General features: G+C 71.1%; 14 protein-coding genes. 3 read left to right on the plus strand and 11 right to left on the minus strand.

The annotated features are described in order from the left end of the window. Position 1: 1 nt before the first annotated feature. The 3 genes from AX018_RS13465 to AX018_RS13475 are packed head-to-tail and all read right to left on the minus strand — an operon-like array spanning position 2 to position 3,043. Positions 2–964: a tripartite tricarboxylate transporter substrate binding protein gene (locus AX018_RS13465; RefSeq protein WP_111877804.1), complete on the minus strand. Its 963-nt coding sequence runs from the start codon at positions 962–964 to the stop codon at positions 2–4. A gap of 41 nt (positions 965–1,005) precedes the next feature. Next, positions 1,006–1,974: a Bug family tripartite tricarboxylate transporter substrate binding protein gene (locus AX018_RS13470; protein WP_245951548.1), complete on the minus strand. Its 969-nt coding sequence runs from the start codon at positions 1,972–1,974 to the stop codon at positions 1,006–1,008. Positions 1,975–1,999: 25 nt separating this feature from the next. After that, positions 2,000–3,043 (minus strand): amidohydrolase family protein, encoded by a 1,044-nt coding sequence (locus tag AX018_RS13475; protein WP_111877810.1) that lies wholly within the window; start codon positions 3,041–3,043, stop codon positions 2,000–2,002. Positions 3,044–3,262: 219 nt separating this feature from the next. On the opposite strand from AX018_RS13475, the gene AX018_RS13480 reads away from it, so the two are divergent. Then, on the plus strand, positions 3,263–4,045 hold the full coding sequence (locus AX018_RS13480; RefSeq protein WP_111877813.1) for an IclR family transcriptional regulator: 783 nt from the start codon (positions 3,263–3,265) through the stop codon (positions 4,043–4,045). Positions 4,046–4,053: 8 nt separating this feature from the next. On the opposite strand, the gene AX018_RS13485 is transcribed toward AX018_RS13480, so the two are convergent. From AX018_RS13485 to AX018_RS13520, 8 genes are all read right to left on the minus strand, one after another. Continuing rightward, on the minus strand, positions 4,054–5,238 hold the full coding sequence (locus AX018_RS13485) for an acyltransferase family protein (RefSeq protein WP_111877882.1): 1,185 nt from the start codon (positions 5,236–5,238) through the stop codon (positions 4,054–4,056). A 174-nt stretch (positions 5,239–5,412) separates the two neighbouring features. Further along, positions 5,413–6,369, minus strand: coding sequence for an NAD(P)H-dependent flavin oxidoreductase (locus tag AX018_RS13490; RefSeq protein ID WP_111877816.1), 957 nt, complete (start codon positions 6,367–6,369; stop codon positions 5,413–5,415). A gap of 110 nt (positions 6,370–6,479) precedes the next feature. After that, complete coding sequence (locus AX018_RS13495) at positions 6,480–8,273, minus strand: acyl-CoA dehydrogenase (protein ID WP_111877818.1); 1,794 nt, start codon at positions 8,271–8,273, stop codon at positions 6,480–6,482. Between the two features lie 127 nt (positions 8,274–8,400). Then, positions 8,401–9,333, minus strand: a complete 933-nt coding sequence (locus tag AX018_RS13500) for an electron transfer flavoprotein subunit alpha/FixB family protein (RefSeq protein ID WP_111877821.1) — start codon at positions 9,331–9,333, stop codon at positions 8,401–8,403. Between the two features lie 12 nt (positions 9,334–9,345). Beyond that, entirely contained in the window at positions 9,346–10,095 is a 750-nt protein-coding gene (locus AX018_RS13505; RefSeq protein ID WP_111877823.1) for an electron transfer flavoprotein subunit beta/FixA family protein, read from the minus strand. A gap of 157 nt (positions 10,096–10,252) precedes the next feature. After that, entirely contained in the window at positions 10,253–11,557 is a 1,305-nt protein-coding gene (locus AX018_RS13510) for a mechanosensitive ion channel family protein (protein WP_111877826.1), read from the minus strand. Between the two features lie 6 nt (positions 11,558–11,563). Further along, entirely contained in the window at positions 11,564–12,370 is an 807-nt protein-coding gene (locus AX018_RS13515; protein WP_111877828.1) for an enoyl-CoA hydratase, read from the minus strand. Between the two features lie 10 nt (positions 12,371–12,380). Then, on the minus strand, positions 12,381–13,337 hold the full coding sequence (locus tag AX018_RS13520) for a histone deacetylase family protein (protein WP_111877831.1): 957 nt from the start codon (positions 13,335–13,337) through the stop codon (positions 12,381–12,383). A gap of 42 nt (positions 13,338–13,379) precedes the next feature. Here AX018_RS13520 and AX018_RS13525 point away from each other — a divergent pair, with 42 nt between their 5' ends. Both AX018_RS13525 and AX018_RS13535 read left to right on the plus strand, forming a co-directional pair. Beyond that, entirely contained in the window at positions 13,380–14,300 is a 921-nt protein-coding gene (locus tag AX018_RS13525; protein WP_111877833.1) for an AAA family ATPase, read from the plus strand. A gap of 440 nt (positions 14,301–14,740) precedes the next feature. After that, positions 14,741–15,769 carry a DUF58 domain-containing protein gene (locus AX018_RS13535; protein WP_111877839.1) on the plus strand — a complete coding sequence of 343 codons (1,029 nt, stop codon included), beginning with the start codon at positions 14,741–14,743 and terminating at the stop codon, positions 15,767–15,769. Positions 15,770–15,778 lie beyond the last annotated feature (9 nt).

Below are 15,778 nucleotides of genomic sequence, written 5' to 3' on the forward strand. Positions count from 1 at the left end.
GTCATTCCGGCTGGATGCCTGCCTGTTGGATGATGGCGGACCAGCGCTGGATTTCTCCGAGGACGAACTGCGTCGCCTGCGCCGGAGTGTTCGCGACCACGGAGAACCCCATGTCCGCGATCTTCTTTTTCGCCTCGGGCTGTGCCAGCGCGGCGTTGATGTCCCTGCCGAGCTTGTCGATCACGGGTTGGGGGGTACCGGCCGGCGCGCCGATGCCGATCCAGTAATCGATGTCCATCCCCGGGAGGCCCGACTCCTTCGCGGTAGGCACCTCGGGCAGCATGGCGTTGCGCTCCGCGCCGGTCACCATGAGGGCCTTGAGCTTTCCGCTGCGGATGTGCGGCAGCGCCGTGGGCACGGAGGTGATGAGCGCCTGGACCTGGTTGCCCATCAGGTCCGTGAGCACCGCGCCCGCGCCCTTGTAGGGCACGTGCACGAGGTCCGTGCCGGTGGTGCTCTTGAACAGCTCTCCCGCGAGATGGGTGTTGGTGCCGTTGCCGCCGGAGCCGTAGTTGAGCTTGCCGGGCCGGGACTTCGCCAGCGCGATGAACTCCTGCACGTTCCGGGCGGGCACGGCCGGGTTCACCACCAGCACGTGGGGCACCTTGACCGCCGTCGTGATCTGCGTGAATGCCTTTCGGGGATCGAAGGGAAGATTCGGCAGCAGCCCCGCCGCGATGGCATACGACAGCTCCACGGTCAGCAGGGTGCTGCCGTCGGGCGCCGCGCGCGACGCGGCGCCCCAGCCCACGATGCCGCCGCCGCCGGTGCGGTTGTCCACCACCATGGGCGATCCCACGCCGGGGGCCGCGAACTGCGCGATGACGCGGGTGGCCAGGTCGGCACTGCCGCCCGGCGCATAGGGCACGATGATCGTGATGGGCTTCTGGGCCCAGGCCGCGGTGCCGACGAGGCAGGCCGCGCTCGCGAGCAGCAGGCCGCGGCGGATGGGTTGGAATCGCATGGGTGTCTCCAGAGATGTTTTTGGGAACGGAAAGCGCCGCGTCAATCGACCGTGGCGCCGGACTCGCGCACGGCGACGCCCCAGCGGGCCTGCTCGCTCCGCATGAACTTGCCCAGGTCGGCGGGCGTGCCGCCGCGCGGCACGCTGCCCTCGTCCTTCAGCCGCGTGACGACCTCCGGGCGGGCCAGCGCGGCATTCATCACCTGGTTGATCCGCGCGATCACCCCGGGGGGCGTGCCCGCCGGTGCCACGACGGCCTTCCAGTCGTCCGCGACGAACCCCGGATAGCCGGACTCGGAGACGGTGGGCACGTCGGGCAGGATGTCCAGGCGCTTCTGCGAGGTGACGGCGATGGCCCGCAGCTTGCCGCCCTTCACCAGCGGGATGACCGTGGGCGGCGTGGCGAAGTAGAAGTCGGTCACGCCGCCCAGCAGGTCGTTGGTCGCCGGGCCCGCGCCCTTGTAGGGCACGTGCATCATGCGGATGCCCGCGCGCCGGGCGAACATTTCGCCGCTGATGTGGCCGACCGTGCCCGTGCCGGCGGAGGCCATCGTGAGCTGCCGGCCCTGGGACTGGCTCTTGAGGTCGGCCAGGGTCTTCACCGGGGACCCGGCGCGCACCACGAGGATCACCGGCTGCGATGCCAGCAGGATCACCGGGGAGAAATCCCTGGCCGCGTCGAACGGCATCTTCGTGTAGAGCGTCGGGTTGATGGCCAGGTTCGCCGTCTGCCCGGTGCCCAGCGTATAGCCGTCCTTCTTCGCCTTCGCCACCGCGTCCAGGCCGATGTTGCCGCCGGCCCCGGGCTTGTTCTCCACCACGAACGTGATCTTTTCCTTCATCGCCACCTCGTTGGCGATGAGGCGCGAGAGGACGTCCGTGCCCCCGGCCGGCGGGAACGGCACGACGAGCCGGATGGGCTGGTCGGGGTACGCGGCCTGGGCCAGCGCACCGCCGCCCACGAACACGAGGCCGAGCGCGAAAGCGCCTCGGGCCAATGCCTTGCGCATCTGCATTCTTGTCTCCTTCAATCAGTCAGTCGGTGATCCGTGGGGCGGCCGCGCCGCCCGCGAGCCCGTAGACACGGGTGGCCGTCCCCGCGAACAGGGCCTGGCGCTCGCCAGGGCTCGCGGCGGAGGTCATCGCCTTGAAGGCGTTCCACAGCGTGCGATAGGAATACGAACCCTTGTCCACGGGGAAATTGCTCTCGAACATGCACCGGTGCGCGCCGAAGGCTTCGATGCATGTCTCCATCCACGGCCGCCAGGTGTCGGCCAGGTGCCGCGACGAGGGCGGCCGCTCGCCTTCCTCGAATCCGAAGCCGTTGATGCGCATGCCCAGGCCGCCCAGCTTCACGAACACGTTGGGCAGTGCCGCAAGCTCCTGCATCGACCGCTTCCAGGCCGCGAAGGCCTCCGCGCGGCGCGATGCATAGGGGCCGATGCGCACCACCCCGCCGCAGTGGTTGATGACCACGGGCATCCCGGGAAACGATTTCGCCAGATCCAGCAGCTCCGGCAACTGCGTGAAGAACAGCCAGGCGTCGAACGAGAGCCCGAGCGCCGCGACGTGCGCGACGCCCGCGCGGTACGCGCTGTCCCGCAGCAGGCCCGCCGGCACGGCCGACAGCGGATTGGTCAGCGCGGGATCGGCATCCCAGGTCGTCAGGTGCCGCACGCCGCGGAACCGGCCCCGGCCGGCTTCGAGGTGCGCCTCCAGCACGGCCCGGATGCCGTCTCCCAGCCGCAGATCGCCATGGCCCACGATGCCCAGCGCGATCCGCGGCCCCCCCGCGGAGCCCGGCTCCGTGGCGCGCACCACGAACTCCGTCTCGCCGACCGGCTTCAAGGCCTCGGGCCCGTGCGCGCGATAGCGGGTGAGCGCCTGCATGTACACGGACGCGCGCACGCCATGCCCGGAGCCGGCATCGGCGGCGTAGTCCTCGGCGAGGTACACCCAGCCCGGCCGGTCGTAGAAGTGGTGGTGCGCATCGACGATCGGCAGCTCGGGCTCCAGCACCGGCTCCTGCGCCAATGCCAGCCAGTCGTCTCTTACAGGCAGGTAGTTGCTCACGGTCATGCTCACGGAAATTCGCCGCACCTGGGGGTGCGAGCGGGGTCTTGTTTGTTCTATCTGATAGAACGTAAATTCATCAGACAGAACTATAACGATACCCCACCGGGTGCCCGACGGGGTTTTCCCGTACCCCGGAGGCATGCCGCCATCGCCCGAAGGGGCCCCCGGGCGCGTGCCACACTCGGCGTTTGCCGCATCCACGCGCCGATCCCCTGGAAATCCATGACTGAACCGGTTGACCCCTCCCCCCTGGCCGCCCCGGACACCAGCGGCGTCGCCGTCCTCGACCGCGCGTTCGCGCTCCTGGCCGCCTTCGGGCCGGGCGACGACCGGCTGACCCTGACGGAGCTCTCGCGCCGCACGGGCCTCTACAAGAGCACCGTCCTGCGGTTGCTGGGCGCGCTGGAGCACGGCGGCTTCATCCGCAAGCTCCAGGATGGGCAGTACGCCGTCGGGCCCCAGCCGCTGCGGCTGGCCGCGATCTACCAGCGGTCATTCCACGTGGGCCACGTCATCGAGCCGCTGCTCAAGGCGCTGAGCCAGGCGACGGGCGAGACGGCGTCGTTCTATGTGCGCCACGGGGAGGCGCGCGTCGCGGTGTTCCGCGTGGAGCCTGCCCGTTCGGTCCGGGCCTCCGTGGCGATCGGCCAGGAATACCCCATCGCGCAGGGGGCTTCCGGGAAGGTGCTGCAGGCCTTCAGTTCCGAGGCTGGAGACTGGGCGCCGGTCAGGGACCGCCTCTGGGCCGTGTCCTATGGCGAGCGGGAACCCGATACGGCGTCGGCGTCCTCGCCGGTGTTCGCGGTCACCGGCGAGCTGCAGGGCGCCATCGCCCTGTCGGGCCCGCGGCAGCGCCTGTCGTCGCCCGACACCATGCTCGCCGCCTGCCGCGGCGTTCTGAAGACCGCCGGGGAGGCCACCCGCAGCCTGGGAGGCGATGCCGCGCCCTACGAGGCCAGCATCGCCGCGCTGGCGCCGGACCTCTTCAGCGACGCCGCGTCGTAAATACGTTCCTAGCCCAGCCGGCCGGCCGCCAGCACCACCACCAGCCCGGTGCCCACCACCCCCGCCTGCCAGCGCAGCGCCAGCGTCCACGACGGCACGTGGCGCTCCACGCGGTCGTAGAGCAGCCGGCCGGCGGCCAGCGACAGCAGCAGCGCCAGGGCCATGCCCAGTGCGTTCACCGCGGGCGAGTCCGGCCAGGCCGTGGCGACCGCCGCGTTCACCAGCAGGCACACGGGGAAGTGCACGAGGAACACCGAGTACGACATGCGCCCCAGCTGCGCGGGCCACGCGCGCCAAGCCATCCAGCGGGGCGCCGCCGCGCCCGCCATGCCCGCCTGCGCGGCACCGGCCCGCGCCTCCAGCCAGCGCAGCGCCAGCACCAGCCACAGCGCGGTGCCCCAGGCCACGGCGATGCGCGCGCGGAACTCCAGCGCCAGCGCCACCGCGCCCCAGGCGCCGATCAGCAGCAGCCAGCCGGCGGCGGCGGCGCTGCCGCGCGGCGCGCGCACGGCCCAGTGGGCCATCATGCCCAGCCCATAGGCGCCGAAGAAATACACCGCCCAGACGTCCAGGTCCGGGTGGCGGTTCAGCTCCCAGAGCGAGAGCGCGGTGGCGGCCACCACGACAGCGCGGGCGATCGGCAGGGCCAGCGCCGCGCCCCCGCCCGAGGCGCCGGCCCCCCGGCGCACCGCCGCCAGCAGCAGGGCCGTGAGCGCGAAGAGCTGGAAGTCGATGGCCACGTACCAGACACCCGCCGAGAGGGCCGATTCGCCCACGATGTCCTGCAGCATGAGCGCGTTGGCCACGAGCTGCGACAGGCTCGGGCCGCCGGGCACGGACGGGTGGTCCAGCCAGGGCCGCACGGCGGCGGCGGCCAGCACGGCCAGCACCAGCGCCACGGCATAGGGCACGGCCAGCCGCACGAAGCGCCGGCCGATCTCCGGCCCCGTGCCCCCCCAGCGCGCACTGCCCTGGGCCGCGAACCGCGCCGCCGCCAGGAAGCCGCCCAGCACCAGGAAGACCTGCACGGCCATGCGGCCGTACTCGTACAGCCACGCGATGAGCCCCGGCATCAGCGGCTGGGCGATGTCGGACATGGGACCGTAGAAGGCCAGGTGGTGGGCCACGATGGTGGCGCAGGCCACCCCCTTCACCGAATCGATCAGGGTGCTGCGGGAGGTCGAGGAAGGCATGCGGAAAAAGCCCGCCACGGAATGCGCGCGGGCTGGAGGAACCGGCAGGGAATGAAAACGGGTGGGTTGGCGGGCGGGCCGGGCCGGCGCGGGCCGCACGCGCCGGACCCCGGCGGGGCCAGGGCCGCCATTGTGCCCCAAGCCGCGCTATGAATCGGATAGCGGCCCGCGGACTCAGCCCGGCGAGAGGCGGGCGCGCGCAGCCTCGTACTCGCGGCGCAGCCGGGCCACCAGCTCGGCCGCGCCGGCCACCTCGGTGACCGCGCCGATGCCCTGGCCGCAGCCCCAGATGTCCTTCCAGGCCTTCTTGGCATCGCCGCCAAAGTTCATCTTGCTGGGGTCGGAGACGGGCAGGTTGTCGGGGTCGAGCCCGGCCGCGCGGATCGAGGGCGCGAGGTAGTTGCCGTGCACGCCGGTGAAGAGGTTGCTGTAGACGATGTCGTCGGAGTCGCCATCGACGATGGCCTGCTTGTAGGCATCGTGGGCGCGCGCCTCGTGCGTGGCGATGAAGGCCGAACCGATGTAGGCGAAGTCGGCCCCCATGGCCTGCGCGGCCAGCACCGCCCCGCCCGAGGCGATGGCGCCCGAGAGCGCCAGCGGGCCGTCGAACCACTGGCGGATTTCCTGGATCAGCGCGAACGGGCTCTTCACGCCCGCATGGCCGCCCGCGCCCGCCGCCACGGCGATCAGGCCGTCGGCGCCCTTCTCGATGGCCTTGCGGGCGAATCGGTTGTTGATGATGTCGTGCAGCACCACGCCGCCCCAGCCGTGCACGGCCTGGTTCACGTCCTCGCGCGCGCCCAGGCTGGTGATGACGATGGGCACCTTGAACCTGGCGCAGACCTGCATGTCGTGCTCCAGCCGGTCGTTGCTCTTGTGCACGATCTGGTTGATGGCGAAGGGCGCCGAGGGCGACTCGGGGTGCGCGCGGTCCCAGGCGGCGAGCGTCTCGGTGATCTCGGCGAGCCAGTCTTCGAGCTGCTCGGCCGGGCGGGCGTTGAGCGCGGGCATCGAACCGACGATGCCGGCCTGGCACTGCGCGATCACCAGCTTCGGGTTGCTGATGATGAAGAGCGGCGAGCCGATGACGGGCAGGGAGAGTTTCTGGAGCGCGGGCGGCAGGGTTCGCATGGGGTGGGTCTCCTGGGGGGCTGAATCCGGGGCGCCGCACGGGTTTCCAGGCCCGGCGGGCACCATGTCGGCGTATTTGCTACGAAGTTTGCTACGTTTTCAATAGCGCATCAGAAGGCTTCAGGCGCCAGCGCGGTCACGCTGGCGGCGCCCTCGACGATGGCGTCGCGCTGGGCGCGCGCGCGCACCAGGATGTGCTCGGCATAGAAGCGGGCCGTGGCGACCTTGGCCTCCAGGAAGGCGGCATCGCCCTGCCCCCGGGCCTGCAGCGCCTGGGCAGCCAGCAGCGCGCGCCCCATCTGCCAGCCGGCCGCGAGGTTGCCGGCCAGCATCAGGTATGGCACGCTGCCGGCGAAGGCGGCGTTGGGGTCGGCCTTGGCGCTGCCGGCGATGAAGCGCGCCGCATCCGCGAAGGCCTCGCGCGCCTCGCCCAGGCGCCGCGCCACCGACTGCGCGGCGGGCGTGCCGCTGGCGCGCAGCTCGGCCTCGGTCTGCTTCACCCGGGCGGCCACGCCCAGGGCCAGCGCCGCGCCGTCGCGCGCGGTCTTGCGGCCCACGAGGTCGTTGGCCTGGATGGCGGTGGTGCCCTCGTAGATGGGCAGGATGCGCGCATCGCGGTAGTGCTGCGCCGCGCCCGTCTCTTCGATGAAGCCCATGCCGCCGTGCACCTGCACGCCCAGGCTGGTCACCTCCAGGCTCATCTCGGTGCTGTAGCCCTTCACGAGCGGCACCATGAATTCGTAGAACGCCTGGTTGTCCTTGCGCACCGCCGCGTCGGGGTGGTGGTGCGCGGCGTCGTAGGCGGCGGCGGCCACGCTCGCCATGGCGCGGCAGCCCTCGGTGAGCGCGCGCATGGTCATGAGCATGCGGCGCACGTCGGGGTGGTGGATGATGGGCGCGCTGCCGGGCAGGCTGCCGTCCACCGGGCGGCTCTGCACGCGGTCGCGCGCGTACCGCACGGCCTGCTGGTAGGCGCGCTCGGCCACGCCGATGCCCTGCAGGCCCACGGCGTAGCGCGCGGCGTTCATCATGATGAACATGTATTCCAGGCCGCGGTTCTCCTCGCCCACGAGGTAGCCCACGGCGCCGCCCGCGTCGCCGAACTGCAGCACCGCCGTGGGGCTGGCCTTGATGCCGAGCTTGTGCTCGATGGAGACGCACTGCACGTCGTTGCGCGCGCCCAGCGAGCCATCGCCGTTCACCAGGAACTTCGGCACCACGAACAGGCTGATGCCCTTCACGCCCTCGGGCGCGCCGGCCACGCGGGCGAGCACCAGGTGCACGATGTTCTCCGCCATGTCGTGCTCGCCGTAGGTGATGAAGATCTTGGTGCCGAAGACCTTGTAGCTGCCGTCCCCCTGCGGCTCGGCGCGCGTGCGCACCAGGGCCAGGTCGGAGCCGGCCTGCGGCTCGGTGAGGTTCATCGTGCCGGTCCATTGGCCGGAGACGAGCTTTTCCAGGTAGGTGGCGCGGAGCTGATCGCTGCCCGCCGTGAGCAGCGCCTCGATGGCGCCGTCGGTGAGCAGCGGGCACAGCGCGAAGCTCAGGTTGGCGCTGTTGAGCATCTCCGCGCAGGCCGCGCCGATGGTCTTGGGCAGGCCCTGGCCGCCGAAATCCACCGGGTGCTGCAGGCCCTGCCAGCCGCCCTCGGCGAACTGGCGGAACGCGTCCTTGAAGCCCGGCGTGGTGGTGACCCGGCCGTCCTTCCACGCCGAGGGATCGCGGTCACCCGCCACGTTGAGCGGCGCCACCACGCCTTCGTTGAAGCGCGCGCATTCCTCCAGCACCGCCTGCGCCGTGTCGAGGCCGGCGTCCTCGAAGCCCGGCAGCGCGGCGACCTCGGCGAGGTTCGCGAGGTGCTCGATGGCGAACAGCATGTCCTTGACGGGGGCGGTGTAGCTCATGGGAATGTCTCCGGAATCGATGGAAAGGGCCTCGGATCGGACGGGCCGGGCAAAAAAAAGGGCACCGCGCGCGATGCCCTCGTGGAGGCTCTGCCGGCACCCCGCGGCGCCGGCGCGGCCGCTGGGGTCAGAGGGCCTTGACCAGCTCGGGAACGGCCGTGAACAGGTCCGCCTCCAGGCCGTAGTCGGCCACGCTGAAGATCGGCGCCTCGGCGTCCTTGTTGATCGCCACGATGACCTTGGAGTCCTTCATGCCGGCCAGGTGCTGGATGGCGCCCGAGATGCCGGCGGCGATGTAGAGCTGCGGCGCCACGATCTTGCCGGTCTGGCCCACCTGCAGGTCGTTGGGCGCGTAGCCCGCGTCCACCGCCGCGCGCGAAGCGCCGATGGCGGCGCCCAGCTTGTCCGCCAGCGGGGTCATGACCTCGTTGAACTTCTCGGCGCTGCCCAGGGCGCGGCCGCCCGAGACGATGATCTTGGCGGCCGTCAGCTCGGGGCGGTCGCTCTTGGTGACCTCGCGGCCCACGAAGCGGCTCTTGCCCGAATCGGCGGCGGCATCCACGGTTTCCACCGCGGCGGAACCGCCCGTGGCGGGCGCGGCGTCGAAGCCGGTGGTGCGCACGGTGATCACCTTGGTGGCGTCGGCGCTCTGCACGGTGGCGATGGCGTTGCCGGCATAGATCGGGCGCTCGAAGGTGTCGGGGCTGTCCACCTTGGTGATGTCGCTGATCTGCGCCACATCGAGCCTGGCGGCCACGCGCGGGGCGACGTTCTTGCCGCTGGCGGTGGCGGGGAAGAGGATGTGGCTGTAGCTGCCGGCCAGGGCCAACACCTGCGCGGCCACGTTCTCGGCCAGGCCTTCGGCCAGGCTCGCGCCGTCGGCGTGGATCACCTTGGCCACGCCCGCGATCTGCGCGGCGACCTGGGCGGCCCCGGCGGCGTTCTGGCCGGCCACCAGCACATGGACATCACCGCCGCAGGCCTTGGCGGCCGTGACGGCGTTGAGCGTGGCGGGCTTGATCGAAGCGTTGTCGTGTTCAGCGATGACGAGTGCGGTCATTCGTTCTTCTCCTTAAATCACTTTGGCTTCGTTCTTGAGCTTGTCGACCAAGGCGGCCACGTCGGGCACCTTCACGCCGGCGCCGCGCTTCGGGGGCTCGGTGACCTTGAGGGTCTTGAGGCGCGGCTTCGCATCCACGCCCAGGTCCTCGGGCTTGAAGGTGTCGAGCTGCTTCTTCTTGGCCTTCATGATGTTGGGCAGCGTGACGTAGCGCGGCTCGTTCAGGCGCAGGTCGGTGGTCACCACCGCGGGCAGCGTGAGGGCGATGGTCTCCAGGCCGCCATCGACCTCGCGGGTCACGGTCACCGCATCGCCGCTCAGCTCGACCTTGGAGGCGAAGGTCGCCTGGGGCAGGTCGGCCAGCGCGGCCAGCATCTGGCCGGTCTGGTTGGCGTCGTCGTCGATGGCCTGCTTGCCCAGGATCACGAGCTGGGGCTGCTCCTTGTCCACGAGGGCCTTGAGGATCTTGGCCACGGCCAGGGGCTGAAGCTCTTCGGCGGTTTCCACCAGGATCGCGCGGTCGGCGCCGATGGCCATGGCGGTGCGCAGCGTTTCCTGGCATTGCGCCACGCCGCACGAGACCGCGATCACCTCGGTGACCACGCCCTTTTCCTTCAGCCGCACGGCTTCCTCCACGGCGATCTCGTCAAACGGGTTCATGCTCATCTTCACGTTGGCGATGTCCACACCCGTGTGGTCCGACTTCACGCGGACCTTCACGTTGTAGTCCACCACGCGCTTGACGGGGACCAAGACCTTCATTGCTGCGGCTCCTCAGATTGGTTGGTTGATTGACGTAACGTAACCCGGTTCATTCTATGCCCCGCCTCCGGGGCACCCTGGCGAGACGGTTCGGCGCCGCGATCCGTTCATAAAAAAGAACGACCGTGCTTTTCGTGCGCAGTATAGCCGCGCCGCGTCACGCGGTGGGCGGCGCGGCGGACGCGTGCGCGACATGCAGCGGCCCGGCGGGCGGCGCGCCGCGGGGCTCGGCCTGCAGGCGCACCACGCGCTGCGGATAGGGGATGTCGATGCCCTCGGCGCGCAGGCCTTCGAGGATGGCGATGTTGATCGCCGAGCGCAGGTTGACCGTACCGGCGGAAGGGTCGCTCACCCAGAAGTTGAGGCTGAACTCCAGCCCGTCGGGCGCGAAGTTGACGAGGTAGGCCACGGGCACCGGGTCGGCCAGCACGCGCGGCTGCGCGGCCGCCGCGCCGCACAGGATGGCCTGCACGCGCGCCACCTCGCTGTCGTAGCCCACGGTGATGTTGGTGGTGATGTTGAACTTGCGGTCGGCGTCCGAGAGGTTCTCCACGCGCTGGGTGATGAGGGTCTCGTTGGGCACGATGGACTCGCGCCCGTTGCCCGCGCGGATGAGGGTGTAGCGCGTCTTGATATCGGTGATGCGGCCCTCGAAGCCGTCCACGCGCACGTTGTCGCCGATGCGCAGCGAGCGCTCCAGCAGGATCACGAAGCCGCTCACGTAGTTGGAGGCGAGCTTCTGCAGCCCGAAGCCCAGGCCCACGCCGAGCGCGCCGCCCAGCACCGAGAGCGCCGTCAGATCGACCCCCACGGCCGAGAGCGCGAACAGCAGCCCGATGAGCAGCAGCAGCGCGCGCGTGGCGTTGGCGGCCACCTTGCGCATCGACAGGTCCACGAAGGCGCGGTCCAGCAGGCGGCGCTCCACGGTGGAGGAGATCCACAGGGCCACCATCATCACCACGGTGGCCGAGAGCGAGCCCTCGATGAGCGTGAGCGCCGTGACCTGCGACTTGCCGAAATGCAGGGCGATGCCTGCCAGCTCCGCGCGCACGGCCGGCAACAGGCCCACGATCCAGAGCACCGCCACGCCCCAGGCCAGCCACGAGACGATGCGCTCCACGAGGCGCATGGCGGCCGACCCCGGGAACGCATTGGCCAGGATGCGCGCGAAGAAGCGGATCAACACCAGCGAGCTGAGCACCGGCACGGCCACGCGCAGCAGGAACACCGGCTGGTAGAACTCCACCGCCGTGCGGCCGGCATACACCAGGGCCAGCGCCAGCAGCGGGAACAGCAGGCCGTCCACCGTGCGGCGGCCGAACCACACCGAATCGGGCGGCTGCCGGCGCCCCAGGACGCGGGCCGCGCCGTAGGCGAGCGCGAGGCACAGGGCCAGCACGGCCGCTTCGAGCCAGGTGCGGGAGTGGCTGAAATCGCGGATCAGGGTGTCGAGAGCGTCCATCGAAGGTCAGGATGTGGCGGCCGGCTTCCAGGCCGGCGCGCGCTTTTCGGCGAAGGCGCGCGCGCCCTCCTGCGCGGCCTCGTCCACCATGTTGGCGGCCATGGCCTGCACGGCGAGCTGGTAGGCGGCCTCCACGCCCAGCTCGCGTTGCTGATAGAAGAGCGCCTTGCCCATGGCGACGGCGGCGCGGGGCTTCTCCAGGATGGAGCGCACGAGCGATTCGACCTCGGCATCGAGCGCCTCGGGCTCCACTACGCGGTTCACGAGGCCCCGAGCCAGCGCCGTGCGCGCGTCGATGAAGTCGCCCGTGAGCAGCATCTCCATGGCCTGCTTGGCCGGCACGTTGCGCACCAGCGGCACGCTCGGCGTGGCGCAGAAGAGCCCGTAGTGGATGCCGCTGGTGGCGAAGCGCGCGCCCTCGGCCGCCACGGCCAGGTCGCACTGCGCGACGAGCTGGCAGCCCGCCGCCGTGGCGATGCCCTGCACGCGCGCGATCACCGGCACGGGCAGGCGCTGGATGGAGAGCATCACGCGGCTGCACTGCGCGAAGAGCCGCCGGTACCACGCCGCGTCGGGGTGCGCGGCCATGTCCTTGAGGTCGTGGCCCGCGCAGAAGGCCTTGCCCTGCGCGGCCAGCACGACCACGCGGGCCTGCGGGTCGGCGGCCACGGCGTCGAGCGCCTGCTGCAGCGCGGCCAGCAGGCCGTCGCCGAGCGCGTTGAGCCGCACGGGGTCGGCCAGCGTGAGGGTGGCCACGCCGCGGCCATCGCGCGCGGTGTGGAGCAAGGGGGCGGAGGCTGCGGGTGCAGTCATGGCGGCAAAGTCACAGGTCGGCCAGCACGCGCACGTGGGCTTCCACGCTGCGCGCGAGGGGGCCCATCATGTAGCCGCCCTCCAGGCACGAGACGATGCGGCCCTTGGCATAGCGGCGCGCGATGTCCTTGATGCGCTGGGTGATCCAGGCATAGTCCTGCTCGGTCAGGCCGAGCTGGCCCATGTCGTCGTCGCGGTGGCCGTCGAAGCCGGCCGAGACGAAGACCATCTCGGGCCGGAAAGCCTCCAGGCGCGGGATCCAGAGCATCTCGATCAGCTCGCGGATGTCCATGCCGCGCGTGTACGCGGCCACGGGCACGTTGAGCATGTTGGGCGCCGGGTCCTGGTCGCCGCTGTAGGGGTAGAACGGGTGCTGGAAGATGCCCACCATGAGCGCGCGCGGGTCGCCCGCGAGGATGTCCTCGGTGCCGTTGCCGTGGTGCACGTCGAAATCCACCACCGCCACGCGCTGCAGCTTGTAGCGCTGCAGCGCGTACTTGGCCGCGATGGCGACGTTGTTGAAGAAGCAAAAGCCCATGGCCTTGGAGCGCGTGGCATGGTGGCCCGGCGGGCGCACGCAGCAGAAGGCGTTCTCCAGCTCGCCGGCCATCACCGCATCGGTGGCGGCCAGCGCCGCGCCGGCCGCGCGCAGCGAGGCGGTCCAGGTGTGGGGGTTGATGGAGGTGTCGGGATCGACCTGCGCGTGCGCCGGGCCGCCGGCCAGGATCTCCTCGGCGAGCCGGTCCGAGAGGCCGCGCAGCGCGGCCACGTGCAGCCGGTCGTGCGCCAGCTCCACGTCGGCCAGCGACGCCTCGGGCGCCTCGAAGCGCTCCAGCGCGTCGGCCACGCCGGTGGCCAGCAGGCGGTCTTCGATGGCGTCCAGCCGCGCCGGGCATTCGGGGTGGCCGGGGCCCATCTCGTGCTTCCAGCAGTCGCGATGCGTGAAATAGCCTGTCGAGCCCACCATGAATCCCTTGCCTCTGGGTTTTTTCGGATAACGTCGCGTGCCATGAACACACAGCACAAGATCCAGTCGCTTCTGGACCAGCTTAACACGGTGATCGTGGGCAAAAGGCCCCAGGTCCAGGACTGCGTGGCGTGCCTGCTGGCGGGGGGGCATCTGCTGATCGAGGACGTGCCGGGCGTGGGCAAGACCACCCTGGCGCACGCGCTGGCGCGCACCTTCGGGCTGCACTTCTCGCGCGTGCAGTTCACCGCCGACCTCATGCCCAGCGACCTCACGGGCGTCTCGGTCTACGAGCGCGGCCGCGAGTCCTTCGTGTTCCACCCCGGCCCGGTGTTCGCCCAGGTGCTGCTGGCCGACGAGATCAACCGCGCCAGCCCCAAGACCCAGAGCGCGCTGCTCGAAGCCATGGAGGAAAAGCAGGTGTCGGTGGAAGGCGAGACACGCGCCCTGCCCCACCCCTTCTTCGTGATCGCCACGCAGAACCCGCACGACCAGCTCGGCACCTTCGCGCTGCCCGAGAGCCAGCTCGACCGCTTCCTGATGCGCATCTCCATCGGCTACCCCGACCGCGCGGCCGAGCGCCTGCTGCTGTCGGGCGACGACCGCCGCGACATGGTGGAGGGCATGCCCCCGCTGCTCTCGCCCGAGGAGCTGACGTCCCTGCAGCAGCAGGTGCTGGCGGTGCACACGGCCGAGCCGCTGCTCGATTACGTGCAGGACCTGATCTCGGCCACGCGCTCGGGCCGCTGGTTCCTGCAGGGCCTCTCGCCGCGCGCGGGCATCGCGCTCATCCGCGCGGCCAAGGCGCAGGCGCTGATCGCGGGCCGCGACTACGTGGCGCCCGACGACGTGCAGGCCGTGCTGCCGCAGACGATCGCGCACCGGCTCGTGCCCGTGGGCGACGCGGGGCGCGGCGCTATCGAGCAGGTGCGCGCCATGGTGGATGCCGTACCCCTGAAATGATGTCCCCCCTAAATGATGTCCCCCCCTGAGTCGCCTTCGGCGCCTTCCCCCCGAGGGGGACGACGCCCGTGGACGGGCAGAGCCCGCTCCACGGCGTCCGCTGGCGTGGCCTGCTCCGCGGCCATCGGAAGGGTGAGGCCGCGCAGAATCACGGGCTGCGGCGGAAGCGCAAAGCGCGTGACGGGGAACCTCTTTTTTGTTTCGTGGGGCGCGCACCCGTGGACGGGCAGAGCCCGCTCCACGGCGTCCGCTGGCGTGGCCTGCTCCGCGGCCATTGGAGGGGTGAAGCCGAGCAGAATCACGGGCTGCGGCGGAAGCGCGAAGCGCGTGGCGGAGAGCCTCTTTTTTGTTTCGTGGGGCGCGCACCCGTGGACGGGCAGAGCCCTCTCCACGGCGTCCGCTGGCGTGGCCTGCTCCGCGGCCATCGGAGGGGTGAGGCCATGACAGACATGCATGCAACGACCGCGGGCTGGCGCACCGCCGCCGCTTCGCTGAACCCGCTGGCCTTCGTCCGCCGGCGCTTCCAGCGCTGGTGGCAGGCGCGCCTGCCGCGCACCGACACCACGGTGCTCACGCAGCGCAACGTGTACATCCTGCCCACGGGCGCGGGGTGGATGCTGGCGCTCACGCTGCTGGTGCTGCTGGTGGCGTCGATCAACTTCCAGCTCAACCTGGGCTACCTGCTCACCTTTCTGCTCGCGGGCAGCGCCGTGGTGGGCATGCACGTGTGCCATGCCACGCTGCGCGGGCTGACGCTGCACCTGCTGCCGCCCGAGCCGCGCTTCCTGGGCCAGAGCACGGTGTTCGAGGTCCAGCTCGGCAGCGAGCGCGCCGCGCCGCGCCACGGCATCGCGCTGGCGGTGCACGGCGGCGGCCAGGACACGCACTGGGCCTGGACCGACGTGCCGGCTCAAGGATCGGCCAGCGTGCAGGTGGCCTTCCAGCCCGAGCGGCGCGGCCTGCACGACGTGCCGACGCTCACCGCCGAGACGCGCTTCCCGCTGGGCACCTTCCGCGTGTGGACGGTCTGGCGCCCGGCCGCGCAGGTGCTGGTCTATCCGCGCCCCGAGGTGCCGCCGCCGCCCCTGCCCGCCGGCGAGCCGCGCGGGGGCGGCGCCGGCAGCGCTCCGGCCCAGGGCATCGGCGAGTTCGACGGCGTGCGCGCCTACCGCCGCGGCGATCCGCTCAAGCTCGTGGTCTGGAAGAAGGCCGCCAAGTCGCTCGCCACCGGCACCGACGACCTCGTGAGCCGCGATGCCCAGCAGGCCCAGCGGCAGGAGCTGTGGCTGGACCCGGCCCTCACCAGCCTCTCCGACCCCGAGGCCCGCATCTCGCGCCTCGCGGCCTGGGTGATCCAGGCCGAGCGCCTGGGCGTGGACTACGGCCTGCGCCTGCCCACGGGCGAGATCGGCCAGGGCAGCGGCCCGGCGCACGAGAGGCGCTGCCTGGAGGCGCTGGCGCTGTGCTGACACGACCCC

It is taken from the genome of Paracidovorax anthurii (genome assembly GCF_003269065.1).
GTDB classification, from domain to species: domain Bacteria; phylum Pseudomonadota; class Gammaproteobacteria; order Burkholderiales; family Burkholderiaceae_C; genus Paracidovorax; species Paracidovorax anthurii.

Bases quoted from the DNA above. Each gene is read 5' to 3' on its own strand.
- AX018_RS13465 (WP_111877804.1), bottom strand. From the start codon at position 964: ATGCGATTCCAACCCATCCGCCGCGGCCTGCTGCTCGCGAGCGCGGCC.
- AX018_RS13470 (WP_245951548.1), bottom strand. From the start codon at position 1,974: ATGCGCAAGGCATTGGCCCGAGGCGCTTTCGCGCTCGGCCTCGTGTTC.
- AX018_RS13475 (WP_111877810.1), bottom strand. From the start codon at position 3,043: ATGACCGTGAGCAACTACCTGCCTGTAAGAGACGACTGGCTGGCATTG.
- AX018_RS13480 (WP_111877813.1), top strand. From the start codon at position 3,263: ATGACTGAACCGGTTGACCCCTCCCCCCTGGCCGCCCCGGACACCAGC.
- AX018_RS13485 (WP_111877882.1), bottom strand. From the start codon at position 5,238: ATGCCTTCCTCGACCTCCCGCAGCACCCTGATCGATTCGGTGAAGGGG.
- AX018_RS13490 (WP_111877816.1), bottom strand. From the start codon at position 6,369: ATGCGAACCCTGCCGCCCGCGCTCCAGAAACTCTCCCTGCCCGTCATC.
- AX018_RS13495 (WP_111877818.1), bottom strand. From the start codon at position 8,273: ATGAGCTACACCGCCCCCGTCAAGGACATGCTGTTCGCCATCGAGCAC.
- AX018_RS13500 (WP_111877821.1), bottom strand. From the start codon at position 9,333: ATGACCGCACTCGTCATCGCTGAACACGACAACGCTTCGATCAAGCCC.
- AX018_RS13505 (WP_111877823.1), bottom strand. From the start codon at position 10,095: ATGAAGGTCTTGGTCCCCGTCAAGCGCGTGGTGGACTACAACGTGAAG.
- AX018_RS13510 (WP_111877826.1), bottom strand. From the start codon at position 11,557: ATGGACGCTCTCGACACCCTGATCCGCGATTTCAGCCACTCCCGCACC.
- AX018_RS13515 (WP_111877828.1), bottom strand. From the start codon at position 12,370: ATGACTGCACCCGCAGCCTCCGCCCCCTTGCTCCACACCGCGCGCGAT.
- AX018_RS13520 (WP_111877831.1), bottom strand. From the start codon at position 13,337: ATGGTGGGCTCGACAGGCTATTTCACGCATCGCGACTGCTGGAAGCAC.
- AX018_RS13525 (WP_111877833.1), top strand. From the start codon at position 13,380: ATGAACACACAGCACAAGATCCAGTCGCTTCTGGACCAGCTTAACACG.
- AX018_RS13535 (WP_111877839.1), top strand. From the start codon at position 14,741: ATGACAGACATGCATGCAACGACCGCGGGCTGGCGCACCGCCGCCGCT.